Below are 24,990 nucleotides of genomic sequence, written 5' to 3'. Positions count from 1 at the left end.
CGGATCCCGTCAGGCAACGGTGGGGGCGACGTCTTCCTTGTAGCCGCAGCCTTCCTTCACGCAGGCCCGGGTGATCTTGCCGCCGCGGCCCACGCGCTCCGTGACGAAGGACGCTCCGCACTGGGGACACGGCTGCGCCACCGGGCGCGACCACACCGAGAACGTGCACTGGGGATAGTTGGCGCACGCGTAGAACGTCTTGCCGCGCTTGCTCCGGCGCTCCACGAGCTGGCCGCCGTCCTGGGGACAGGCGATGCCCAGCGGCACCGGCTTGGTCGTCTTGCACTCCGGGTAGCCCGAGCACGCCATGAACTTGCCGAAGCGCCCGTGCTTGATCACCATCGCCTTGCCGCAGGTCGGGCAGATCTCGTCCGTGGGCTCGTCGGCGGGCCGCTCACGGCCGCCGAGGTCCTTGGTGTACTTGCACTCCGGGTACGCCGAGCACGCGAGGAACTTCCCGAAGCGGCCCCACTTCTCCACCAGGGGCTTGCCGCACTCGGGGCAGGACTGGCCGGCGTCCACGCCTTCCTTGAAGTTCTCCATCTTCTTGCCGGCCTTGCTGAGGTCCTTCGCGAACTCCTTGTAGAAGGCCCCCACCGTGTCCTGCCAGTCGGCGTCCCCTTCCTCGATCTTGTCGAGGGACTCCTCGAGCTGGGCGGTGAACTCGACGTCCATCACCTCGGGGAAATGGGGCACGAGCATGTCGGTCACCTGCATGCCGAGCTCGGTGGGATAGAGCGTGCCCTTCTCACGGCGGACGTACTCGCGGTCTTGGATGGTGCCGAGGATCTGGGCGTAGGTGGACGGCCGGCCGATCCCGAGCTCCTCCAGCGTCTTTACCAGCGAGGCCTCGGTGTAGCGTGGCGGCGGTTGGGTGAAGTGCTGCTTGGGATCGAGGGCGCGCAGCCTGAGGATCTCGCCCTCGGTAAGCGGCGGCACCACCGCTTCTTGCTCCTCCTCGCTGGGCTGGTCCGACTCCTCGCGCGACTCCACGTACACCGCGGTGAATCCGGCGAACTTGAGCGTGGAGCCCTGGGCGCGGAAGAGGCACTCCCCCGCCGTGATATCGGCGGCCACCGTGTCGTAGACGGCGGGCAGCATCTGGCTGGCGAGGAAGCGCTCCCAGATGAGGCGGTAGAGCGCGAGCTGATCTTTGGACAGGAAGCGCACGAGCGCCTTGGGCTCGCGCGCCACCGCGGACGGGCGCACCGCCTCGTGGGCGTCCTGGGCGCTCTTCTTGGTCTTGTACACGGGCGGGCCGTCCGGCAGGTACTCGCGCCCCAGCCGCTCGCCCACCCACTGTTTCGCCTCGTCCTGCGCCTCCTGGGAGACGCGGACGGCGTCGGTGCGCATGTAGGTAATGAGACCGACCTGACCCTCGTCGCCGAGCTCGATGCCCTCGTAGAGCTGCTGGGCGAGCATCATGGTCTTCTTCGCGCTGAAGTGGAGCTTGCGGCTCGCCTCCTGCTGGAGCGTGGAGGTGATGAAGGGCGCAGCGGGATTACGGCGGCGCTCGCCGCGGGTCACGGACTTCACGCGCCACTCCGCGCCGTGGAGCGCGGTCATCACCGCCACAGTGGCCGCCTCGTTGGGCAAACTGGCCTTCTCGCCCCTCACCTCGCGGAGCGTCGCGCTGAACTCCGGAGGGGTCTTGGCGAGAAGCCGGGCGTGGAGCGACCAGTACTCGACGGGCACGAAGGCGGCGATCTCGCGCTCGCGCTCGGTGACCAGGCGCACCGCCACCGACTGCACGCGCCCCGCGGAGAGCCCGCGGCGGATCTTCTCCCAGAGGAGCGGCGAGAGCTTGTAGCCCACGAGCCGGTCGAGCACGCGGCGGGCCTGCTGGGCGTCGACCTTGTTCTGGTCGATCTTGCCGGGACGCTGGAACGCCGCCTTGACCGCGCGCTCGGTGATCTCGTTGAACATGATGCGGTGAGTGTTCTTGCGATCCACCCCGAGCTCCTGGGCGAGGTGCCAGCCGATGGCCTCCCCTTCCCGGTCGGGGTCGGTCGCGATGTAGAGCGCGGCCGCGTTCTCGGCGACCTTCTTGAGCTCGTCGAGCACTTTCTTCTTGGCGGGGAGCACGCGGTACTCGGGCTTGAACCCCTTCTTCTCGTTCACGCCAAGCTTGGACTTGGGCAGATCGCGGACATGCCCCATCGAGGCCTTCACGACGAACCCCGAATCCAGATACTTCTGGATCGTCTTGACCTTGGTGGGCGATTCCACGACGACGAGCGAGCGCTGCTTGGCCAATGGACTCCTTTCAGCCTCTAGGGACGCGCACGAAGCGTTTCCCGGGTAGCTGCCGCACCCGGCCGTCCAGCTCGAGCGCCAGGAGGCGGGCCGCCACGTGGGACGCGGAGCTGCCGCTCCGCTCGATCAGCTCTTCTATGGATGCAGGTTCGGCGCCGATCAGTGCAAGAATCGTATCGGTGGCTCTCCCGGAACCCGCCGGGGCCGGAGCCGGCGTGTCCACGCAGACCCGCCAGCGCGCGGGAAGCACCGCCACCACATCTTCCCAGTCCTCGACCAGGGCCGCCCCGTCGCGGATGAGGCCGTGGGCGCCGCGGCTCGAGGGCGATCCTGCCGGGCCCGGCACCGCCATCACCTCGCGCCCGAGATCGGCCGCGTGGCCGGCGGTGATGAGGGAGCCACTCGCCTCGGCCGCCTCGACCACCACGACCCCGAGCGCGAGCGCGGCGAGGAGCCGGTTCCGGACGGGAAAGTGATGGGCGAGCGCGGGCATGCCGGGCGCAAACTGCGAGATCACGGCGCCGTGCTCGGCGATGCGCGCGGCGAGCGCGCGATTCTCGGGCGGATACACGCGATCCACACCCGAGCCCAGCACCGCGAGCGTGCGGCCCCCCGCATCGAGGGCGCCCCGATGCGCCGCGGTGTCGATCCCCCGGGCCAGCCCGCTCACGACCGTCACACCCCGGGCGGCCAGGTCCCCTGCCAGGCGCTCGGCAACCGCCAGCCCCTGGGGCGTTGCGCGCCGGGACCCCACGATGGCCACGGCCAGAGCATCCTCGGGGATCACGGAGCCCCGGACCCAGAGCCGGGTCGGCAGTTGCTCGATACCCCGCGCCAGGGCCGGGAACTCGGCATCCGGGCGCTCGATCGTGCGAGGGAGGGGAGCGCTCGATGCACCCTTGGCGCCCCAGCGGCGCGGAGTCTCACGCCAGCCGGCGTATCCAACTATCGACATGTCTTCAAGTAGATACATCACGTCAGCGCACCCCAGGTCCGGGCCGAAGAATGCGCTTCAGTATACCGGACCGCCCCCCCCGGTCAAGAAAACGGCCCGGAAGGGGGCGTTAGTGACTTCCCCGGGCGGCGCTGTCCCGGCTTCCCAGAAGCGTCCTGGCCTGCCCGGCCGCGGCGCTCTCGGGGTGCTCTCGAATCACCTGCTCCCAGGCCCTTGTGGCGGCCGACCGATCGCCGAGGGCCCGCTGGCAGAGCCCGGTCTTGAGGAGGGCGTCGGCCACCTGGGGGCTCCGCGGATACGCCTCCGATACGCGCTTGAGCTCGATCAGCGCTTGCTGGTAGTCGCGCTGCTCATAGTAGGCCTGGCCGATCCAGAGTTGCGCCGCCGAGGCCAGGCCATGGCTCGGATAGTGGGTGATCAGATCGGTGAGCTCGAGCACCGCTTGCCCGTGCTCCCGCGCGCGGAAGTTGGCCATTGCCGCGCTGAAGAGCTTCTCGGCCGAGGGGACGGCGACCGGGGCCGGTCGGACGGCGGGCTTGCCCGCGGGGGACGGCGTCGCCGCGAGCTTCGGCGCGGTCGGGGGTCGCGTCTCGGGCGCGGGCTTGACCGCGGGCGCGGGTCGAGGCTCCGGCGCCGGCTTCGCGGCGGCAATCGATTCCGGGATGGCCCGGGGATCGGGCGCGACCGGTCTCGGCGCGGGTGCCGGCAGCGCGGCCGGCCTGGCGGACGCCACCGGCGCCGCGCCCTTGGTCGCGGGCGACGGCGTGGTCAGTGCGGGCGGCGGCGTACTCGCCGCGGGTGGTGGCGCGATTGCTGCGGGTGCCGGCGCAAGTGTCTCGGGTGGGGGCGCTACGGCCAAGCTCGTATCCGGCGCGCTCGGCGGCACCGGGGTCAACGGGTCCATCACGGTCGGTCGCGCGGCTGCCACGGTCGGCCGCGCCGCGGCCGGGCCCGCCGTGGCTGCCGGGTTTGCCGTCGTGGCCGGGCTCACGATGGCGGCCGGGCTCGCCGCCGCAGCCTCCCGCTCGCGCAGCATGCCGCGCGTCTCCTCGAGCAGCACGCGCGCGCGGGCCAGCTCCACGTTCGCCGCCTTCACATCACGCGTCTTGTCCACCGCATCCGTCTCGAGCGCGCGCACCTGCGACTGCAGCCGCGTGATCTCGCGCGTGCTCACATCCTGCCGCTGGCGCATGTCGTCCAGCTGCGCACGCAGCGTCGTCGTCTCGTTGAGCGCGCGGACGCCGGCGTCGTCGCTCGCGCACGCGGCGAGCGCGACGGAGGCGGCGATGACCAGCGCGGCGGGGATGGGTCGGATCCACGTCATCGTGCTCGCGACGCTAGCATCCGGGCGAAAGAAAAGTCAACTTTTGAGGGGCTTTACGCGGTCGCCTGGGCTAGCATGCGGGCCATGGACGACTCCGCCCTCCTCTTCTGGCCCTCCGCCGTCCTGACCGGGCTCGTCTTCGGCTACGTCATACAGCGCGGCGGCTTCTGCTTCACCCGCGCCATCTCGAATCTCGCGCTGATGGGCGACGCGGGCATCATGCGCGCCTACGTGCTGGCGCTCCTGGTCGCAGTCATCGGCACGCATCTGCTCCTCGCCGCGGGCCTGGTGCAGATCCCGGTGCGGCCTTTTCGCTGGCTCGCGAACGTGATCGGCGGCCTTTGCTTCGGCGTGGGCATGGTGCTGGCGGGTGGATGCTCCGGGAGCACGTGGTACCGGCTCGGCGAGGGCGCCGTCGGCGCCTGGGTAATCCTGCTCGGCTTCGCGATGGGCGCGACCACCGCGAGCGTGGGCGCACTCGCCGGCGTGCGCGAGTGGCTGCAAAGGCCCGAGCTCCGGCCGGGCGACGCGCCCCCCACCCTGGCCTCGTGGCTGGGTCTCTCGCCCTGGGTCGTCATTGCCGTGCTCGCCGTCCTCGCGGGGTGGTGGCTGACGCGTGACTCGCGCGAGCCCGAGCACGGCAAGTGGCCCTGGCCCTTGACGGGCGCCGTGGTCGGCGTGCTGATCGCCGCGGGCTGGTGGACCTCCTCGCTGGGCGGCCGCGCCGTCGGCATCACGTTCGCCGTCAACACGGGCCAGCTCTTCACCTACCCGCTCGTGGGCTATCCCAATCAGGTGACGTGGAGCATGGTGCTGCTGCTGGGCGTGCCGCTGGGCGCGCTGGCCGGCGCGCTACAGGCGGGCGACTTCCGCTGGAAGCTTCCGCCGGGGTGGAGCCTCGTGAAGATCTTCGGGGGCGGGGTGCTGATGGGCGCGGCGGCGCTGATCGCCGACGGCTGCAACATCACCCAAGGGCTCACCAACTCCGCGACGCTCTCGCTCGGGAGCCTCGCCGCCTTCGCGTCCATGGGCGCGGGCGCGTGGCTCACCCTCTGGGCGCTCTACCTCAGAAAGGGCTGAGCTCAGCCCTCGCGCAGGAGCATCACCGGCACCGTCTCGCCCGTGGCGATCGTCGTGTTGCCCGGCACGACGGCGAGGCCGTCGGCCTCGGACATGGACCGGAGAATTCCGGAGCCCTGCTCGCCGGTGAGTCGCGCGGTGAGCGCGCCGTCGCGCTCGCCGAGCACCACGCGAAGGTAGCCGCGGCGGCTGCCGGGATTGGGGATGGGCGCCAGCGCGCGGGCGGATCGGATCGGCCGGGACAGGCGCGCGTGCCCGCCGAGGCGGCGCACCGCCGGGCGAACGAACAGCTCGAACGTCACCATCGCCGATACGGGATTCCCGGGCAGGCCGAACACCGGCAAGGTGCCCTTGAGCGGCGATTCCACCGTCGCGAACGTGATCGGCTTGCCCGGCCGCATGTTGACCAGCCAGAGATGCTGCTCGGCCCCGAGCGCGGTCAGCGCCGCCTTGACGAAGTCGTGGTCGCCCACCGAGACCCCGGCCGAGGAGATCAGGAGGTCGCATCCGAGCCCCCAGCCTAGCCGTGCCTCGATCTCGTCGAGACGGTCGCGCGCCACGCCCAGACTCACCGGCTCGGCTCCGGCGGCGCGCACCTGCGCCATCAGGGAGTACGTGTTCGAGTTTGGGATCTGGCCGGGCCCCACCGTCCCGCCCAGGTCCACGATCTCGTCCCCGGTGGAGAGCACCCCGACGACCGGCCGCCGCACCACGCGCACCCGGCTCCGCCCCAGCGTGGCGAGCACCCCGATGTCGCCCGGTGAGAGCAGGCGCCCCGGCTCGAAGAGCCGATCGCCGGGGCGGAGATCCTCGCCCCGCGGCCGCACGTAGTCCCCGGCGGGGACGGGACGCGGGATCCGCACCATCGTGCCGTCGGTCTGCACGTCCTCCTGCGGGATCACCGCGTCGGCGCCCTCGGGCAGCGGCGCGCCGGTGAGGATACGGAAGGCCTCGCCGCGCGCGAGCGGACGCCCGGCCAGGTGTCCGGCCGCGACGTGGCCGGCCATGCGAAGGACGACCGGGCTCTCGGCGCTGGCCACGCTCGTGTCGACGCTCGACACCGCATAACCGTCCATGGACGAGTTCGGCCAGGGTGGGATCTCGCGATCGGCGACGACCGGCTCGGCGAGCACGCGATCCAGCGCGTCGAGGAGAGCGACGCGCTCGTCGCCGAGCGTGCCGACGCGAGCGAGGATGCGCTCGAGCGCCTCTTCGACGGTGATCACGCCGCCATTGTACCGCGGCGGGCGGGACGAGCGGGGCTAGCGCCCCTGGTCGAGGCGGCTCCCATACCGAGCCACCATCCGATTGCGGCTCAGGACGAAGAGCGCGAAGAAGCCCGCGGTGACGAGGACCTCGCGGAGCCCGATGGGGAAGCGGTTGGTGTTGGTGATGGCCGGATACACCTGCAGCACACGCTCCAGGAACATCGAGACCCATCCCATGAAGAGGATGACCACGAGCGGCTTGTGCGCGGCGGGCGGGCGGCCGGTGAGGCGCTTGAGCAGGTACGAGAACGGCACCAGCCAGCCGGCCAGGAAGATCACGAAGGCCATCGTGCGCCACGGATCGGCGAAGAACCGCCTGAGGAAGAACCGGGTCTCCACCGGCACGTTCCCGTACCAGATCACGAGGTACTGCGAAAAGAAGAAATAGATCCACGTCACGCACATCGCGAACGTGAGCTTGGCGATGTCCTGGATGGCGGAGGGAGAGACGTGGGTGAGCCCGCGGGCGTTGGCCCGGATCGACAGATACGTCACGAGGCCGAAGCCCGCGTAGAGGGAGCTGACCACGTAGTATCCGCCGAGGAGGCCGCTGTACCACACGGGATCGAGCGACATGATGAGGTCGAAGCCCCAGAGCGACAGCACCAGCACGAAGAGGATGAGGAGGAAGAAGCTCAGGCGGTTGCGGCGCGCCAGCGCCGTCGCCTCGTCCCCCCCGGTGCCCTCCGCGAACACGGCTCGGGTGAAGATGATCGCCACCCAGTACAGGAGGAAGACGCCCGCGGCATTCCGTACGACAAAGAACGGGACATTGAGCCACAGCGACTTCTTCTCCACGAGGGCGGGATTGTTCACCCAGGGATAGAGCGTGCCCATGCCGAGGAAGAAGAGCAGGAATAGCACGAACGAGAACGGCAGGAAGCCGCCGGTGGTGAGCGCCACCCGCTTGATCGAGGGCGACCAGCGCGCTTCGGTGAGCTGCATCATCGCCGCGAGGGCCGGGCCCACAATGGCGAAGCTGGACCAGAAGAGCAGATTGACCAGGTAGATCGCCCAGGCCTGCCAGGGCTCCGGCTGCATGAGGCCATGGATGAAGGCGGCGGCGCCGATCACCACCAGCGCGAGCAGGATCCCCTGCCCGCCGGCGCTCGAGGCGCGCGCGTCGGCCACCGCGGTGGCGTTCATCGCTTGGCCAGGGTGCGCACGAAGTTCACGAGGTGCCAGCGCTCCTCGGGCGAGAGGGCCTCGCCGTAGGCCGGCATCACCGCGCCGCCCATCCCGATATAGTGCTGCCAGAACCCGTCCGTACGCGTCTTCTGCAGATCCGGGTTCGTCAGGTCCTGGGCGGGAATGAACTTGGTGGTGACGAGCCCGTCACCCTTGGCGCTGGTCCCGTGGCACGGCACGCAGTAGATCGTGAACAGCTCGCCACCCTTCTTGACCGACTCGGGCGTGGCCGGGAAGGGGTTCTTGCGCTGGGCCGCCGCTTCGCGGTCCTCCTTCGAGAAGACGAGCTCGCCGCCCTCGCGGGGCACGCTCCCCACCGGCATGGCGAAGGCGCGTTCCCCGGGGCGCACCGCCTGCGTCACCGTCATGTTGTCCAGCCAGCGCATGGCGATGGTGCCGCCCAGGGTCGCGCCGCCCATGCCGACCAGCCCGAGGCACAGGAGGAAGAGGATGCGGAGCCCGTACTTCTTGATCATCGCCGCACTTCCTCGGCGCCCGCCGCCGACAGCAGCGCGCTCACCGCCTGCGCGCGATCGGGCGGACAGGCCACCGCGACGCCGAAGCGGTCGAGGGTGAAGCGCGGGTCATAGGTCGCGGATTGGCGGATCTTCGGCAGCCGGCCCAGGAGGAACACCGCGAGCAGGGTGGCGAGGCCGCCGAAGAGAATGGTCAGCTCGAACCCGATGATCACGAACGGCGGGATCGACACCGGGTCCTTACCGCCGGTGACGAGCCCCCATTTCAGCGACGACCAGATCGTGAGGAAGAACCCGGTGGCGGTACCGGTGACACCGCCGACCACCGTGAAGAGCCGAACCTTGGAGAGGGGCCGGACGTGCTCGATCTCCTCCTCGATCTCCTCCACTGGGACCGGGGTGTAGACGGTGAGGTCGGCGAAGCCCTTGGCGCGCAGCTCGCGGATGGCCTGCAGCGTGGTGTCCACGTGGGCGAAGATGCCGAGCACGCTCGCCAGGGCCATCTAGTGCCCGCCCCCGTGATGGGCCCCATGCGCGGCGTGCTTGAGGGGGTGCGGCAGCACTTCCTTCACCTCCACGATGGACAGCGACGGCATCACCCGGATGAATCCGAGGAACAGGATGAAGAACCACGCGAACGAGCCCACGATGATGGTGGAATCGGTGATGGTCGGATAGTACGTCCCCCACGTGTAGGGGTAGAAGTCGTGCCCCAGTCCCGGAACGATGATGTTGAAGCGCTCGAACCACATCCCGATGAGCACGAGGATCGACACGATGTAGAGGATCACCACATTGGTGCGCGCTTTCTTCCACAGGAGGACGAGCGGGACCGCGCTGTTGCAGAAGTACATGAGCCAGTACGCCCATGCGTACTCCTTGGTGGCCTTGGCGAACACGCTCGCCCGCTCGAAGTGGTCGCCGCTGTACCACGCCGTGAACACCTCGCACGTGTAGAAGTACGTCAGCACCAGGCTGGTCACGAGGATGAGCTTGGCCATCGCGTCCAGGTGCTTGTCGGTGATGTAGGGGTACCAGTTGAAGTAGTACCGCATGGGCAGGATGAGGATCAGCACCATCGCGAAGCCGGAGAAGATGGCCCCGTCCACGAAGAAGGGCGCGAACAGCGTGGAGTGCCAGCCCGGCACCAGGGCCATGGCGAAGTCGAATGACACCACGCTGTGCACGGAGAGCACGAGCGGCGTGGCGAGCGCGGCGAGGAGCCCGTAACCGCGCCGGTAGTGCTTCCACTGGACGTCCGAGCCCTCCCAGCCCATCGCGATCACCGCGAAGATCTTCTTCTTGAAGCCGGTGGACCGGTCGCGGAGGGCGGCCACGTCCGGGATCAGCCCCACGATGAAGAACACCACGCTGATGGTCAGGTACGTCGAGATCGCGAAGACGTCCCACACCAGGGGCGATTTGAAGTTCGGCCAGAGGTAGCGCTGGTTCGGATACGGGGTGAGCCAGTAGGCGAACCACATGCGCCCGGCGTGGATCAGCGGGAACAGGCCCGCGGTCATGACCGCGAACACCGTCATCGCCTCCGCCCCGCGGTAGATCGACGTGCGCCACTTCGCCCGGAACAGGTAGAGAATGGCGGAGATCAGCGTCCCCGCGTGGCCGATACCGATCCAGAACACGAACGTGGTGATGTACATCGCCCACATCTGCGGCGTGCGCTTGCCCGCCGCGCCCATGCCCGTGTAGATCTGGTAGGTCCACGCCACGATGCCCGCGAAGAGCGTGAGGGCGACGATGCACATCCAGCCGAAGTACAGATTGCCCGGCATGCTCACCGTGCGCTCGACGTCCTTGTTGACGTCCGCCCACGTCACCGGCCGGTCCTGCAGCCCGACGCTCATGCCTTGTGGCCCCCCGCCGCCCCGCCCTGCCCCCGCACCACCTTCTTGAGATAGGTCACGGCGGGCCGGGTGCCCAGCTCCTCGAGCACGTGGTAGCTACGGGTCGACCGCGACAGCTTGGTCACCGCCGAGGCCTCGTCCTTGAGGTCACCGAAGGTGATGGCCTGAGTTGGGCAGGTCTGCTGACAGGCGGTCTTGATGTCACCGTCCTTGACCTTCCGGCCCGCGTCGCGCGCGTGGTCCTTGCCCTCGATGATGCGCTGCACGCACATGGTGCACTTCTCCATGACGCCGAGCTGGCGCACGGTGACGTCGGGATTGAGCTGGAGGTCGAGCGGCGACGGCCACTGGTAGTAGAACCAGTTGAACCGCCGCACGTGGTACGGACAGTTGTTGCCGCAGTAGCGCGTCCCCACGCAGCGGTTGTAGACCTGCCCGTTGAGCCCCTCGCGCGTCTGGTACGCCGCGTACACCGGGCACACCGGTTCGCAGGGCGCCACGCCGCAGTGCTGGCAGAACATGGGCAGGAAGATGTTCTCGGGGCGCGCCGCGGGCCCTTCCTCCCAGCGCTCGAGCCGCAGCCACTGCTGGGCGCGCCCGTAGGCCACCTGCTCGCGTCCCACCACCGGCACGTTGTTCTCCGTGACGCAGGCGACCACGCAGGCCTGACAGCCAATGCATCGGTCGAGGTCCACCGTCATGCCCCAGCGGTACTCCGGATACTTCACCGCCGGGTACATGCTGGGGTGGCTCGCGTGCTCCGGGGCCCTGCCGCGTAACTCGAGCTCGCGCGCTGCCCCGAGCTCGACGGTCTGGGCGATCTCGCGGTGGTCCTGATCGAACGTGGCCTGCGGGACCGCGAGCGACCGGCGCCCTGTCCCCTTGGCGACCTGGACCTTCACGGCGAGATACGGCAGCGCGCCCGAGGCCGGCTCAGCGGCAGGGCCGAGGAGGGTTACCGGGTTGGCCCCGATGTTCATCCCGCGCTTCTGCGCGTACTCGCCGGGATACGCGTGCCCCTGCCCCATCGCCACCGCGACGGCCGCCGGATGCAGGGCCTCCACCGGATAGGCGGGGAGCTCCACGCGGCCGTGGGGCGAGGTCAGCGTGACGAGATCGCCCCGCACCACGCCAAGCCGCTGGGCGGTCTCCGTGGGTAGCTCCACCCAGCCGTCCCAGGTGACCTGGGTCATGGTGTCGGGCGCCTCTTGCAGCCATGCGCGGTCCGATCGACGCCCGTCGTAGAAGCGTGGGGAGGGATACACGAGCAGCGCGTGCGTGCCGTCGCCCTCGAGCTTCGCGGGCTCCGCCTTCACCCGCGTGGCCTCGGGTCGGAGCGCGGCCGTCGCCACCGGCGCCTCGCGCCAGACGCCGCCTCGGCGCAGCGACTCCTCCCAGAACTCTGAGAACGGCCGGCCCTTGGCCTGGTCCTTGGCGCCCGCGGCCCACTCGGCCCTGACGTAGTCCGCGAAGTTCGGCGTCTGGAAGCCGCCCTTGCCGGGCTCCGCGGTCACGCCCAGCGCCTGGCGGCCCAGCGAGAGGAAGATGCCCCCGAGGGAGCGGCCGTCGACGGGTCGCCCGCCGATCTCCACCGGCCCCATGGCCGGTTGCACGAGGCCCACGACGCCGGGCTCGGCGACGACGTCACCCCACGACTCCAGCCAGTGCAGCGCGGGGAGCACCACGTGCGCCTTCGCCGTGGTCTCGCTCGGCCGATTGGCCAGGCTCACCACCATGGGCACCTTGGCGAGCGCCTCGGCGAAGCCGGCCTTGGGGGGCATCGTGTAGAGCGGGTTGACGTCGCCGAGGATCAGCACCTCGATCTCGCCCTTGGCCATGGCCTGGGTGAGCGCGACCATGTCCGCGTAGGTGCCGAGCCGCGCCGTCTCGCCGCCGAACCGCACGCGCTTCCCCACCGCGCCGATGGCGACGTTGAGCAGATTGATGGCCTGCAGCATCTCGGTGGCATTGCTGCCCGTCACCGCCGCCCCGCCACCGAGCACGAGACCGGTCTTGGACGCCGCGAGGTCATGGGCCACGCGCTTGATGGTGTCGGCAGGCACGCCCGACTGGGTGGCGACCGCGGCCACGTCCACGCCGCCCACCGCGCCCCCGAGCGCCTTCGCGTCGGCGCCGGGCGCCACCAGGCCCTCGTCCACGATCACCTTCAGCATCGCGAGGGCGAGCGGCGCCTCGGTGCCCGGCGCGTTGCGCACCCATTCGTCCGCATTGGCGGCAGTCTGCGAGAGGCGGGGCTCCACGTGCACGAAGGTGCCGGCCTTCCCGGCCGAGAGCGCGTGCATCTTGGCGTAGGCTGCGGCGTGCTCCACCGGCGAGAGCCACGTGTCGAGGAAGTCGGCGCCGAAGGACAGGAGATAGCCCGCCTCGCCGATGACGTACTCAGGGATGGCGTCCCGGCCGAACGTGGCACGGTTGGCCGCGCGCATGGCTTCGTGGCCCAGGGGCTCATAGGCGATGCGGGGCCGGGCGCCGAGGGCCTTCACGAGCTCGTCGGCGATCTTCGCGACCGAGCCGCTCTCGAGCCCCGTGACCACGGCGATCTTGCCGCCCTGCTTCGCCTTCCCCAGCGCGCCGAGCTTGTCGGCCACGATCTTCTCGGCCGATTCCCACGGCGCGGACTTGCCGTCCACGATGGCTCCGCGGAAGCGATCGGGATGGTAGAGGCCCTGGAGCGCGGCGTGACCGGCGATGCAAAGCCCGCCCGCGTTCACGGGATGATCGGGGTTGCCCTCGAGCTTGACGACGCGGCCCTCGCGGTTCTTGGCGAGGACGCCGCAGCCGGCCGGGCACTCGCGGCACACCGTCGCAAAGTACGTGGCGATACCCGGGACCACGTTCTCGGGCGGCGAAACGAAGGGATACAGCTTTTCCGCCGTCGGTCCGCATCCCGCGGCGGCGGTCGCCGCGCCGGATGCCGCCACGATTCGGAAGAAGGATCGCCGATCAATTCCGCTCATCGGGCCTACCGCTCTCTACGCTCACGCACTCCTCGCGCCGTGAAGCGCCAGCAAGTTAGCACACGCCCGACGGAAGATCGGACCGGCCAAAACCTTGTGAACCCTATCACGCAGGAAAAGTAAGTGTCAATAGAGTTGTGCGTTTAGGCGAGCGTTTTCATGGCTTCCCGGGCCGCCCGGGCCGCCGCCTCGAGATCGTCGTCGGTGTGGGCGAGCGAGACGAACGCGGCCTCGAACTGGGACGCGGCGAGGAAGACGCCGCGCTCGAGCATGGCGTGGAAGAACCGGGCATAGCGCGTGGTGTCCGAGCGCTTGGCGGAGGCGAGATCGACGACGGGTGAGGCGGTGAAGAAAGCGGTGAGCATGGAGCCCACGCGATTCACGGTGAGCGGCACGCCCGCGTGGCGAGCGGCGTCCACCAATCCGGATTCGACGCGCGCCCCCAGCATCTCGAGCCGCTCATAGACGGCGGGATCGGCGAGCGCGCGCAGCGTCGCGAGCCCCGCGGCCACCGCGAGCGGATTGCCCGACAGCGTGCCGGCCTGATAGACGGGCCCGAGCGGCGAGATCTGCTCCATGAGATCGCGCCGCCCGCCGTAGGCGCCCACCGGCAGCCCCCCGCCGATGATCTTGCCGAGGCACGTGAGGTCGGGCCGCACTCCGTAGCGTGCCTGCGCGCCGCCGGGCCCCACGCGGAAGCCAGTGATCACCTCGTCGAAGAGGAGCAGCGCGCCGTGCCGCGTGCACAGGTCGCGCAGGCCCTGGAGGTAACCCGGCGTGGGCGGCACCACGCCCATGTTCCCGGCCACCGGCTCCACCACCACCACCGCGACGTCATGTCCCCGCGCGGCCATCAGCCGCGAGACGGCGTCGAGATCGTTGAACGGGAGCGCCACCGTGAGCGCGGCGAGCGCCGCAGGCACGCCGCCGCTGTCGGGCACGCCGAAGGTGGCGCCGCCCGATCCCGCCTTCACGAGCAGGCTATCGGCATGGCCGTGATAGCAGCCGTCGAACTTCACGACGAGGTCGCGGCCGGTGGCGCCGCGCGCGAGACGGATCGCGCTCATCGCGGCCTCCGTGCCCGACGACACCAGCCGCATCATCTCCATCGACGGCATGGCCCGCGCGATGAGCGCTGCCATCTCGACCTCGCCCTCGGTGGGCGCGCCATAGCTGGTGCCGCGGCGCGCGGCGTCGCCCAGCGCCTCCACCACCGAGGGATGCGCGTGCCCGAGGATGAGCGGGCCCCACGAGCCGAGGAAGTCCACGTACGAGCGCCCATCCACGTCCTCGATGCGGGCGCCCGCGGCCCGCGCCACGAAGAAGGGCGTGCCGCCGACGCCGCGGAAGGCGCGTACCGGGCTGTTGACCCCGCCCGGCATCAGGCGTTGGGCGGACGAGAAGAGCGAGCTGGACCGGCTCATGACGGGCTCCAGGCTAGCGGGCGGGGGTCGGAATCGTGAAGCCGACGGGCACGAAGTCGCGTCGGGCCGCGTCCCAGGCGAAGGCATTGGCGCCGTCGACCCGCCCGCCCATCACCGACACCACCACGTAGATTGCGTCGGGATACGCGGGCTCGCCGTTGACGAGCGCGTTGCGCTTGTCGGTCTCGGAGAAATAGGCGCCGGTGTCGATGTGCGAGTGGTAGATGGTCGCGACCCGAAAGCCCTCGGCCTCACGACGCCCGATCGTCAGCAGGTCGCGCGGGTCGATGTAGTACGCGGTGCGGGCATTGCGCGGATGCCGCTCAGGATCCTTGCGGTTGAGCTCGTCCTGGATGTTGCGGCATGGCAGGAACAGCCGCTCCGGCGTGCCCGAGCGCGCGAGCACGACCCCGCAGCATTCCGCGGGATACTCCGCGACGGCCTGGGCTTCGACCCGCGCGAACTCCTCCGGCGTGAGCGCCACCCGGCCTCCGCTCACCGGGTCGACGCGGACGCCGCGGGGGCAGCGCCCCCGGCGAGGGCCGGGATAATGGAGACCTCGTCTCCATCCTTGAGCGCGGTGGCGAGTCCCCCGAGCGACTCGATGGCCTCGCTGTTCACGTAGATGTTCACGTGGTGGTGGATCTCTCCCTGCTCGTTACGCACCAGTCCCTTGAGCCCGGCGTACTGCGCCTCGAGGTCGTCGAGCAGGGCCTTCACGTTCGGGGCCTCGACGGACACTCGATCCTTGTTGCTCGTGGCGCGCCGAAACGGTGTCGGGATGTAGACCTGCACGCTCATGGATGGCTCCTCAGAAAGGCACGCTCAGATAGCGCTCCCCAGTATCGCACAGCACCGTGACCACGACCTGGTCGGCGGGCATGGCCGCGGCGACCTGGCAGGCCGCCCAGACGTTCGCCCCCGCGGAGATGCCGACGAGCAGGCCTTCCTCTCGGGCGAGGCGGCGCGCGGTGGCGGTGGCGTCCTCGTCGCGCACCGACATGATCTCGTCGAGCACGGCGCGGTTCAGCACCGCGGGCACGAATGAGGCCCCGATACCCTGGATGCCGTGGGGCCGCGACTTGCCGCCCTGGAGCACCGGCGAGCGCGCGGGCTCCACCGCGACCACGCGCACTCCGGGTAGCCGCTGCTTCAGCACCTCTCCCACCCCGGTCACGGTGCCGCCGGTGCCCACTCCGGCCACGAACGCGTGCACGCGCTCGTCGGTGGCGTCGAGGATCTCGAGGGCGGTGGTGCGGCGATGGATCTCTGGGTTGGCGGGATTCTCGAACTGGCTCGGCATCAGGTATTCGGGATGCTCGCGCACCATCTCCTGCGCGGCGAACACTGCCCCGGTCATACCCTCGATGGCGGGCGTGAGGTGGATCTCGGCGCCATAGCGTGCGAGGAGCCGCTGGCGCTCCACGCTGTAGTCGTCGGGCATGGTGAGGATGAGGCGATAGCCGCGCACCGCGCACACCATGGCCAGGCCGATCCCCGTGTTGCCGCTGGTCGGCTCCACCACGGTCGCGCCGGGCTTGAGCACGCCGCGTCGCTCGGCGTCGTCGATCATGGCGACGGCGATGCGATCCTTCACGCTCCCCCCGGGGTTGAGCGACTCGAGCTTGCCGAGCACGGTCGCGCCGCCCGGGCGTGGGATGTGGTTCAGCCGCACCAGAGGCGTGGCGCCGATCAGCTCCAGCACCGAGCCGGCCACGCGCGGCCGGGTCAGTCGTCCCGTCGTCGTGTTCTCGATCATCGTCGTATCCCTATCGGAAACGTCGTTTCCGTGGCAAAAAAAACTAGATGTGATACATGGCCCGCGCGACGCTGCGCCGCTCTTCCGCCCGCTTCCTCAGGTCCTCGAACGTGATGCGGTCCACCACGCCGGATACCGCCTCGTCGATCTCGCGCCAGAGCTCGGACAGATCGGCCACCGGGTCCCGCGCGATCCGTCCACGCCCGCGGCGCACCGGCTCGAGCCCGTTCACCGGGCCCTCCACCGCACGGAGCACGTCGCCGACCGTCACCTGATCGGCGGCACGCGCGAGCCGGTATCCGCCCGCCGAGCCCCGCTTGGACACGAGCAGCCCGGCGCGGGTCAGCCCCAGCAGCACCTGCTCGAGGTAGCGCTGCGGGATGTCCTGGCGCGCCGCGATGTCCTGGATCGGCCGGAGCCCGGCGCCGTCCGCGAGCGCGAGATCCAGCATGGCCTTGATCGCGTACTCGCCCTTGGCGGAAATCCTCACGCCCGGCCCTGCTCGATGAGCCGCGCCGCCTCCTTGGCGAAGTAGGTGATGATGAGGTCGGCCCCGGCGCGGCGAATCCCGGTGAGCGCCTCCATCATCGCGCGCTCCTCGTCGAGCCAGCCGAGCTGTCCGGCGGCGCGGATCATCGCGTACTCCCCCGACACCGAGTACGCGGCGACCGGGACGCCGAATTCCTGCTTCACCCGCGCGACCACGTCCAGGTACGGCAGGGCAGGCTTGACCATCACGATGTCCGCGCCCTCGTCGACGTCGAGCGCCACCTCGCGCAGGGCCTCCTGGGCGTTCGCGGGATCCATCTGGTAGGAGCGCCGGTCGCCGAACTGCGGCGCCGAGTCGGCCGCCTCGCGGAAGGGCCCGTAGAACGCGGAGGCGTACTTCGCCGAGTACGCCATGATCGGCGTCTCCTGATAACCCGACTCGTCCAGGGCCTCGCGAATCGCGCCGACGCGGCCATCCATCATGTCCGACGGCGCCACCATGTCCGCGCCCGCCTCCGCGTGGGAGAGCGCGGTGCGGGCGATGAGGTCGAGCGTGGGATCGTTCTTGACCTGGTCCTCCTCCACCACCCCGCAATGGCCGTGGCTGGTGTACTCGCAGAGGCACACGTCGGTGATCACGAGCAGGTCGGGGATGCTGTCCTTCACCGCGCGCACCGCCTGCTGGATGATCCCATCCTCGGCGTAGGCTTCGCTCCCACGGGGATCCTTGTCGCGCGGGAGCCCGAACAGCAGCACCGCGGGGATGCCCATGGACGCGGCGTCCTTGCACTCCTTCAACAGCTCGTCGATCGAGAGCCGGAACTGCCCGGGCATGGAGCTGATGGGCTCGCGCACGCCCCGCCCGTGCACCGTGAAGAAGGGCAGGATGAGGTCGTCGGTCCGCAGCACGGTCTCGCGCACCATACGGCGCAGCAGCGGCGACTCACGCAGGCGGCGGGGACGGTAGACGGGATACGGCATCGTCAGCTCCTCTTCTCGCGCTCGTAATGGCGGGCGATGGCCGCGGCGAGCGCGGGGATCGTGTACTCGGTCGGCATGATCGCGGTGGCGAGTCCAAAGCGGTCGGCGGTGTCGCGCGTCACCGGACCGATGCAGGCGACCCGGACGTCGCGCATCAGCGCGGCCATCTCGTCCGGGGCGAACAGCGCCGCGAAGTGCCGGACGGTGGAGGAGCTGGTGAACGTTACGACGTCGACGGCGCCCCGCGCGAGCAGCGCCCGGAGCTCGGCGCCCGTGCCCTCCGCCGGGCGCGTGCGGTAGGCCGCCACCTCGTCCACGCGCGCGCCCAGCGCGGCGAGCTCGCGCAGGAGCAGGTCGCGGGTCTCCGCGGCCCGCGGCAAGAGGACCCGGTCACCCGCGGCGACGACCTCGGCGAGCCGGCGCACCAGCCCCTCGGCGACGTACTCCTCGGGCACCAGCTCGGCGGGGTAACCCCATGCCTCGAGGGCCTTGGCGGTGGCGGGACCGATGGCGGCGATGCGGCGCCCGCGCAGCACCTCGGCCCCTCCGCCGCGCTCGGCGAGCCGGCCGCGCGTCATCTCCACGCCATTGACACTGGTGAAGATCACCCAGCGATAGTCGGCCGCGTGATCGAACGCGGCATCCAGGGGCGCCCAGTCGGCGGGCGGCTCGATCACGATGGTGGGCATGACGACGACGCGGGCGCCGTCGGCCTCGAGGGCGTCGCGGAGCGCGCCCGCCTGAGCCGCCGCGCGCGTGACCACCACGACCCTGTCGGCCAGGGGCCGCGCGGTCTCGACGCCTTCCGCTCGCACTCAGCGCTCTCCTTCCCGAGATGTTCCGTCCGCGATCAGCAGGGCGCCCGCGCCCCGCGCCAGCAGCTCCTCCGCGAGCTTCTCCCCCAGCGCCCGAGCCCCGGATGGGGCACCGCTCACCGCCGCAGTGAGGACCGTGTTGCCGTCCCCGCTCGCGACGAACCCGGCCACCGAGAGGGCGGGGCCGGCCAGCCGGGCGAATCCCGCCACCGGGGTGTGGCAGCCGGCACCCAGGCGGTAGAGAAACGCCCGCTCCGCCTCAGCCTGGATCCGGGTCTCAGTGTGGTCCAGGGTGGCCAGAAGTTCAAGCAGCGGCGCCTCGCCCGCGCGCGCCTCCACGCCCAGGATTCCCTGCCCCGCCGCCGGCAGAAACGTGTCGACGGGCAGGCGGACCATGGCCGGGGGCTCGATCCCGAGCCGGACGAGACCGGCCCGCGCAAGCACCAGCGCGTCGTACTGGCCGTCCGCGAGCTTCCGAAGCCGCGTGTCCACATTGCCGCGAATGGGGACATCCAAGAGGTCGGGTCGCATACGCTGGAGGAGCACCCGCCGTCGCAGGCTCGAGGTGCCCACGCGCGCGCCCGGGGGGAGGTCGTCGAGGCCGCGGCCGTCGCGCGTCACCAGGACATCCGCCGGGTCCTCGCGGCGCGGAAAGGCGGCGAGGGTGAGGCCGGGAGGCAAGGCGGCCGGCATGTCCTTGAGGCTGTGCACGGCGACATCCACGTGGCCGGCGAGGAGGGCGTCCTCCACCTCCTTGATGAAGAGCGCCTTGCCGCCAAAGTCGGCGAGCGGCACGGTGGCGAGCTGATCGCCCGAGGTGCGGATGGCGACGATCTCGACCCTGGCGCCTCGCGCGCGCAGCCCAGCCGCCACCGCCTCGGCCTGGACGAGGGCGAGACGGCTCCCGCGCGTGCCGATCCGGACCTTCATCGGTCCGGCCTGTCGCCGGGCCGCAGCCCGAACACCTCCGACACCACCTCGATCCAGCGGCGGCCGTGACCGGCCCGCGAGGAGTCACGGAGCTTCTCGATGGGCGTGTGCAGGACCTTGTTCACGATGGACTGGGAGAGGGCCTCGAGCACCTGGCGCGTCTCCTCGCTCGCGCCGGGAAGCCGGGCGAGGGCCTTGTCGAGCTCGCCGCGACGAATCGCTTCCAGGCGCTCGCGCAGCGAGACGATGGTGGGCACGACTTCGACGTCACGGAGCCGGGCGAGGAACTTGGCCACCTCGCGCTCCACCAGCGACTCCGCCCGCTGGGCCTCGCGCTGGCGCTCGCGGAGATTCGCCTCCACCACCTGCTGGAGATCGTCCACGTCGTAGCAGAACACGCCGTCGAGGTGGTTGACCGCGGCCTCCACGTTGCGGGGCACGCCGAGATCGATGAGGAACAGCGGGCGGGCGCCGCGCGCGTGCGCGGCCGCGCGCGCGTCGGCGACGCGCACCACCGGCTCCGGGGCCGCGGTGGCGGCGATCACCACGTCCACCCGCGCCATCATCGCCGGCACATCCGACATGGCCACCGCCGTGCCCGCGAGGGCCTGGGCGAGATCCCGCGCGCGCGCCGCGGTGCGGTTGGCCACGTACAGCGGCATGGCGCCGCTCTCCATGAGGAGCCGCGCGGCCAGCTCCGCCATCTCGCCGGCGCCGAGCAGGAGCACACCCTTACCCTCGAGGCTGCCGAAGATCTTACGCGCCAGCTCCACCGCGGTGGACGACACGGACACGGCGAGGCGGCCGACCTCGGTCTCCGTGCGTACCCGCTTGGCCACGCTGAAGGCCTGGCTCATGAGCGCGCTCAGCACCGGTCCGACGGTTCGGCACGCCTGGGCCAACGCGAAGGCGTCCTTCACCTGGCCCAGGATCTGCGGCTCGCCCACCACCAGGGAATCGAGGCTTGCCGCCACCCGGAACGCGTGGCGCACCGCCTCTTCCTGGGTGGCGGTGACGAGGAGCGGCTCGACGGCGGCGAGCGTCACGCCGCGGTGGGCGCCCAGCGCGCGGAAGGCCGCCGCCCGCGCCTCGCCCGGGACGTCCGCGACTCCGTACACCTCCACCCGGTTGCAGGTGGAGAGGATCATCAGCTCGGCGGCCGGTCCATCCGCGCCCAGCACGGCCAGCACCTCGCGGAGCTTGTCCTCCTCCAGCGCCAGGACCTCACGCACCTCGACGGGGGCGGTGCGATGGCTCATGCCCGCGACGAAGAGCGTGGCGGTCATGCGCCGTGCCGCCCCTGGAGGAGAAGGCCCGCGCCCAGTGTCAGGAGCAGCGCGCAGAAGCCCACGATGGCGAAATACGCTGCGCGCCGCCCGTGCCAGTGCCCGACGGTGCGGCCGGCGAGGGTGGCCGCGTAGACCACCCACATGACCAGCGAGAACAGCGCGATGGGATCCCATGTCAGCACGGAGCCCCAGGCGACGCCGGCCCACAGGAGCCCGAGCAGGAGTCCGGCGGTGAGGAAGGGAAAGCCGAGGGTGAGCGTGCGATGGCTCAGCCGGTCGAGCGTCTCCAGCGGCGGCAGCCGGTAGTAGACGGCGCTCGGGCGCCGCGCCTTGAGCTGACGCTCCTGGAGGAGATACATCAGGGCGGCGGCGAAGTTCAGCACGAGCGCGGCCAGGCCCAGGAGGGCGAGCGCCACATGCACCCAGATCCACGCGCTCCGGATCGCCGGCTCGAGCGCGAGCGTGCGGAGCCCGGTGGGCAGCCCTAGCCCCAGGCCGACGACGACCGGGAGGACGAAGGCGCCCAGCGCGCGCATGCCGTACTGACGCTCGGCCCAGATCTCGAGCAGCACGGCGGCCCAGATCACGACCGACACGAGCTCCGAGGGCGTGAGGATGGGCAGGCGACCCAGCTCGACGCCTCGCACCGTGATCGCGAGGGTGTGGAGGATCCAGCCGACCTGGGTGGCGATCATCGCGAAGCGCCAGAGGCTCTCGCGGCGGCGCACGAGGTGGCCGAGGGCGGCGGCCATCGCCACGATATAGGCGGTGAGCGCCACGTCGTAGAGCACGGCGTTGGCGGCGATCGCGCGCACGGCAGATCCCACCCGGGCCTCAGCCGGCCTCGTCCACCGCGACCGCCTCGCCCGTATAGAGGTTGAGGCTGTCGGGGCGCACGTAGCCGACCACGGTGATGCCGAGCTGCTCGGCCAGCGCCACCGCCATCTCGGTGGGCGAAGTGCGTGAGGCGACGAGCGGCACCCCCATGCGCGCGGCCTTCAGCAGCATCTCGGAGGAGATGCGCCCGGTGGAGAGGAGCAGGCGGTCCGTGGTGGCGAGGTTGCGCAGGAGGGCCTCGCCCTTGAGCTTGTCGACCGCGTTGTGACGACCGACGTCCTCCGCGACCACGAGCAGGCGGCCGGGATCGGCGAGAGCGGCGCCGTGAATGCCGCGGGAGGCCTGATACTGCACGGCCTCGCCGTAGAGGTCTTTCATGCGGGCGGCCAGATCTGCGGGGCGCACGCGCAGCGGAGAATCCAGCCGCGTGAAGAGCCGGGGATCGATCCGGAACGTGATGCCGCCGCCGCACCCTGAGGTGAGGATGCGCTCGGTGGGCAGCGTCACCGGCCGCGTGAGCGTGACGTCCGCGCGCCCATCCACCTCGGACACGGTGAGCGCGGTCACGTCCTCGACGCCGCCGATCACCTTCTCCATCCAGAGATAGCCGAGCACCAGCGCGTCCAGCTTCAGGGGCGTGCAGAGGAGGGTCAGGAAGCGCTCGCCGTTCACGTAGACGGTGAGCGGCTGCTCGCGCACGACCTCGGCGTGCACCTCCTCGAGGCGGCCTCGGCGGAGCACGAAGAAAGTCCTCATGCGTCGGTCGCCGGCTCGCGCGTCATGTCGGCGTCCAGCCTACGGCCCCGGCGCATGGGACGCAAGAAACCCCCCGTAGAGGACGCGGACGAGGCAGAGCCCCTGGGGCGGCGCGGTGGGCCCGGCGAGCCGGCGGTCGCGGCCCTCGAGTAATGCGGACATCCACCCGGGCTCGCGCGCGCCTCGCCCCACCTCGACCAGGCTCCCGACCACGTTTCGCACCATGTGATGGAGAAAGCTGTCGGCGGAGACGAGCAGGCCCAGCCGCGTGCGGCGGCTCACCAGGCGCGCCGCGCGCACCGTGCAGACCGGCGTCCGGCCCCGCCCCGGCGCCGCGCAGAAGGCGGAGAAGTCGTGCTTGCCGCGGAGGCGACCCAGGGCCGCCGCCATCGCCGCCGCGTCGAGCGGGCGCGGCTGATGCCACGCGTACTGGCGCAGGAAGGGATCGGCGGCGGCCGCGCGGTCGATCAGATAGAAATAGCGCTTGCCCGAGGCGGAGCGGCGGGCGTCGAAGCCGGCGGGCGCGGGGCGGGCGTCGGTAACCCGCACGGCGTCGGGCAGGAGCGCGTTGAGCGCGCGCTGGAGCCGCTCCGGCGGGAGGGCGCCGTCGGTGACGAGGCTCGCGACCTGCCGCAGCGCGTGCACGCCGGCGTCGGTGCGGCTTGCGCCCGTGACCTTCACGGGGGCGCCCAGCACGCGGGCGCACGCGTCCATCACCAGGCCCTGCACGGTGGGGCGGCCGGGTTGGCGCTGCCAGCCCTGGAAGTCGGTGCCGTCGTAGGCGAGGGTGAGGCGGAGCGTCGGCGTGCGGGCTCCTCCTCCCCGCTCAGCGGATCAGGAGCTCGGCGATCTGGACGCCGTTGAGCGCGGCGCCTTTGCGGAGCTGATCGCCCACCACCCAGAAGTTGAGGCCGTTGGGCGCCGCCAGATCCTGCCGGATGCGCCCCACGAAGCAATCGTCCTGGCCCTCCACCATCACCGGCATTGGATACCGGCTCTCCGCCGGCTCGTCCCAGAGACGCAGGCCCGGGAAGGCCGCGAACACCTCGCGGGCGCGGGCCACCCCCACCGGGCGCTCGGTCTCCGCGTTGACGGCGATCGAGTGGGCGGTGAAGACGGGCACGCGCACCGTCGTCGGCGACACGAGAAGGTCGGGCGCCTCCAGGATCTTCCGCACCTCGTCCACCAGCTTCATCTCCTCGCCGGTGTAGCCGTTGTCGACGAACTTGTCGATGTGCGGGATCACGTTGAAGGCGATCTGATGCGCGAAGTACTTCGGCGTGAGCGCCTCGCCGCGCGCCCACGCGAGCGTCTGTGCGCGCAGCTCCTCCACCCCGTTCACGCCCGCGCCCGACACCGCCTGGAACGACGTCGCCACCACGCGCCGGAGCCGGCCCGCGTCGTGGAGAGGCTTGAGCGGCATCACGGTGACGATGCTCGTGCAGTTCGGGCAGGCGACGATGCCCTTGTGCCCCGCCACCGCGTGCGCGTTGATCTCGGGCACGACCAGCGGCACCGCGGGGTCCATGCGAAAGGCGCTGGACTTGTCCACCACCATCGCCCCCGCCTTCACCGCGAGCGGCGCGAGCTCCTTCGACTGGGCGGATCCCGCGGAGAAGAGGGCGATCTGCACGCCCTTGAAGCACTCGGGTCCCGCCTTTTCCACGCGGAGGCTCTCGCCCGCGAAGGTCACCGTCTTGCCCACCGAGCGCTCCGAGGCGAACACGCGCAGGTCGCGCACGGGGAACTTCCGCTCCTCGAGGACGCGCAGCGTGGTCTGGCCCACCGCTCCCGTCACCCCCACCACCGCGACGGTGATGCCGGCGGCCATCTAGTAGCTCCGCTCGATCTGCCGGCAGATGAGGTCGCCCATCTGCTGGGTGCCCACCGCCTTGTCGGCCATCCCGCGGATGTCGGCGGTGCGATGGCCCTGCTCGAGCACGCGCAGCACCGCCGCCTCGACGCGGTCGGCGTCGCTCCCGCGGTTCAGCGAGTAGCGGAGCAGCATGGCCGCGGATAGGATCGCGGCGATCGGATTGGCGATCCCCTTCCCCGCGATATCGGGCGCGGTCCCGTGAACGGGCTCGTAGAGTCCCACCTTGCCGCCCAGGCTCGCCGAAGGCAGCATGCCCATCGAGCCGGCGAGGATGGCCGCCTCGTCGGAGAGGATGTCGCCGAAGGTGTTCTCGGTGACCAGCGTGTCGAAGTGGGTCGGCTTGTGGATCAGGGCCATCGCGCAGTTGTCGACGAGCACGTGCTCCACTTCCACCTGGGGATAGTCCTTGGCCACACGGTTCACGGTGTCCCGCCACAGCTGGGA

The 24,990-nt window shown here is 70.7% G+C and carries 23 protein-coding genes and 1 pseudogene; 1 reads left to right on the top strand and 23 read right to left on the bottom strand.

What is annotated here, in order from left to right; all coding sequences use genetic code 11:
* Window positions 1-9: 9 nt before the first annotated feature.
* From topA to VFX14_12655, 3 genes are all read right to left on the bottom strand, one after another.
* On the bottom strand, window positions 10-2,256 hold the full coding sequence (gene topA, locus VFX14_12665; GenBank protein ID HEU5190532.1) for a type I DNA topoisomerase: 2,247 nt from the start codon (window positions 2,254-2,256) through the stop codon (window positions 10-12).
* A gap of 10 nt (window positions 2,257-2,266) precedes the next feature.
* Window positions 2,267-3,211 (bottom strand): DNA-processing protein DprA, encoded by a 945-nt coding sequence (dprA, locus tag VFX14_12660; GenBank protein ID HEU5190531.1) that lies wholly within the window; start codon window positions 3,209-3,211, stop codon window positions 2,267-2,269.
* 109 nt (window positions 3,212-3,320) lie between these two features.
* The gene (locus VFX14_12655; protein HEU5190530.1) at window positions 3,321-4,535 is read right to left on the bottom strand and encodes a tetratricopeptide repeat protein; all 1,215 of its coding nucleotides are present in this window, start codon (window positions 4,533-4,535) and stop codon (window positions 3,321-3,323) included.
* Between the two features lie 84 nt (window positions 4,536-4,619).
* Here VFX14_12655 and VFX14_12650 point away from each other — a divergent pair, with 84 nt between their 5' ends.
* Entirely contained in the window at window positions 4,620-5,615 is a 996-nt protein-coding gene (locus VFX14_12650; GenBank protein HEU5190529.1) for a YeeE/YedE family protein, read from the top strand.
* 2 nt (window positions 5,616-5,617) lie between these two features.
* Here VFX14_12650 and glp read toward each other — a convergent pair whose 3' ends face one another.
* From glp to VFX14_12550, 20 genes and pseudogenes are all read right to left on the bottom strand, one after another.
* Window positions 5,618-6,841 (bottom strand): gephyrin-like molybdotransferase Glp, encoded by a 1,224-nt coding sequence (gene glp / locus VFX14_12645; protein HEU5190528.1) that lies wholly within the window; start codon window positions 6,839-6,841, stop codon window positions 5,618-5,620.
* A gap of 36 nt (window positions 6,842-6,877) precedes the next feature.
* Window positions 6,878-8,029: a hypothetical protein gene (locus tag VFX14_12640; protein HEU5190527.1), complete on the bottom strand. Its 1,152-nt coding sequence runs from the start codon at window positions 8,027-8,029 to the stop codon at window positions 6,878-6,880.
* Entirely contained in the window at window positions 8,026-8,547 is a 522-nt protein-coding gene (locus VFX14_12635; protein ID HEU5190526.1) for a cytochrome c, read from the bottom strand. The genes VFX14_12640 and VFX14_12635 overlap by 4 nt, the downstream gene beginning before the upstream one ends.
* Entirely contained in the window at window positions 8,544-9,050 is a 507-nt protein-coding gene (locus VFX14_12630) for a DUF3341 domain-containing protein (GenBank protein HEU5190525.1), read from the bottom strand. Before VFX14_12630 ends, VFX14_12635 begins: the two co-directional genes overlap by 4 nt.
* Window positions 9,051-10,412, bottom strand: coding sequence for an NrfD/PsrC family molybdoenzyme membrane anchor subunit (gene nrfD, locus VFX14_12625; GenBank protein HEU5190524.1), 1,362 nt, complete (start codon window positions 10,410-10,412; stop codon window positions 9,051-9,053). It abuts the gene before it with no gap.
* Window positions 10,409-13,390, bottom strand: a complete 2,982-nt coding sequence (locus VFX14_12620) for a molybdopterin-dependent oxidoreductase (GenBank protein ID HEU5190523.1) — start codon at window positions 13,388-13,390, stop codon at window positions 10,409-10,411. The genes nrfD and VFX14_12620 overlap by 4 nt, the downstream gene beginning before the upstream one ends.
* 143 nt (window positions 13,391-13,533) lie before the next feature.
* Window positions 13,534-14,814, bottom strand: a complete 1,281-nt coding sequence (hemL, locus tag VFX14_12615) for a glutamate-1-semialdehyde 2,1-aminomutase (protein ID HEU5190522.1) — start codon at window positions 14,812-14,814, stop codon at window positions 13,534-13,536.
* 13 nt (window positions 14,815-14,827) lie between these two features.
* On the bottom strand, window positions 14,828-15,298 hold the full coding sequence (locus tag VFX14_12610) for a M67 family metallopeptidase (GenBank protein HEU5190521.1): 471 nt from the start codon (window positions 15,296-15,298) through the stop codon (window positions 14,828-14,830).
* Between the two features lie 11 nt (window positions 15,299-15,309).
* Entirely contained in the window at window positions 15,310-15,615 is a 306-nt protein-coding gene (locus VFX14_12605) for a MoaD family protein (protein ID HEU5190520.1), read from the bottom strand.
* Window positions 15,616-15,625: 10 nt separating this feature from the next.
* Entirely contained in the window at window positions 15,626-16,573 is a 948-nt protein-coding gene (gene cysK / locus VFX14_12600; GenBank protein ID HEU5190519.1) for a cysteine synthase A, read from the bottom strand.
* Between the two features lie 43 nt (window positions 16,574-16,616).
* Entirely contained in the window at window positions 16,617-17,063 is a 447-nt protein-coding gene (locus VFX14_12595) for an Rrf2 family transcriptional regulator (GenBank protein HEU5190518.1), read from the bottom strand.
* Window positions 17,060-18,043, bottom strand: a complete 984-nt coding sequence (gene hemB, locus VFX14_12590) for a porphobilinogen synthase (protein HEU5190517.1) — start codon at window positions 18,041-18,043, stop codon at window positions 17,060-17,062. The genes VFX14_12595 and hemB overlap by 4 nt, the downstream gene beginning before the upstream one ends.
* A 2-nt stretch (window positions 18,044-18,045) precedes the next feature.
* Window positions 18,046-18,858 (bottom strand): uroporphyrinogen-III synthase, encoded by an 813-nt coding sequence (locus tag VFX14_12585; protein HEU5190516.1) that lies wholly within the window; start codon window positions 18,856-18,858, stop codon window positions 18,046-18,048.
* On the bottom strand, window positions 18,859-19,788 hold the full coding sequence (gene hemC, locus VFX14_12580) for a hydroxymethylbilane synthase (protein ID HEU5190515.1): 930 nt from the start codon (window positions 19,786-19,788) through the stop codon (window positions 18,859-18,861).
* On the bottom strand, window positions 19,785-21,074 hold the full coding sequence (gene hemA / locus VFX14_12575) for a glutamyl-tRNA reductase (protein HEU5190514.1): 1,290 nt from the start codon (window positions 21,072-21,074) through the stop codon (window positions 19,785-19,787). The genes hemC and hemA overlap by 4 nt, the downstream gene beginning before the upstream one ends.
* Entirely contained in the window at window positions 21,071-21,892 is an 822-nt protein-coding gene (ccsA, locus tag VFX14_12570) for a cytochrome c biogenesis protein CcsA (GenBank protein HEU5190513.1), read from the bottom strand. The genes hemA and ccsA overlap by 4 nt, the downstream gene beginning before the upstream one ends.
* Before the next feature lie 19 nt (window positions 21,893-21,911).
* Entirely contained in the window at window positions 21,912-22,670 is a 759-nt protein-coding gene (gene fdhD / locus VFX14_12565) for a formate dehydrogenase accessory sulfurtransferase FdhD (protein ID HEU5190512.1), read from the bottom strand.
* A 39-nt stretch (window positions 22,671-22,709) separates the two neighbouring features.
* A pseudogene (gene truA, locus VFX14_12560) lies at window positions 22,710-23,453 on the bottom strand (tRNA pseudouridine(38-40) synthase TruA).
* Window positions 23,454-23,496: 43 nt separating this feature from the next.
* Window positions 23,497-24,501 carry an aspartate-semialdehyde dehydrogenase gene (locus VFX14_12555; protein ID HEU5190511.1) on the bottom strand — a complete coding sequence of 335 codons (1,005 nt, stop codon included), beginning with the start codon at window positions 24,499-24,501 and terminating at the stop codon, window positions 23,497-23,499.
* A partial coding sequence (locus VFX14_12550) for an isocitrate/isopropylmalate family dehydrogenase (GenBank protein HEU5190510.1) occupies window positions 24,502-24,990 on the bottom strand: 489 nt, incomplete at its 5' end.

Source organism: Candidatus Methylomirabilota bacterium, assembly GCA_035764725.1.
In the GTDB taxonomy this organism is placed as follows: domain Bacteria; phylum Methylomirabilota; class Methylomirabilia; order Rokubacteriales; family CSP1-6; genus DASRWT01.
Note: the sequence above shows the minus strand (reverse complement) of the source record. Positions and strands in the feature narration are given on the sequence as shown.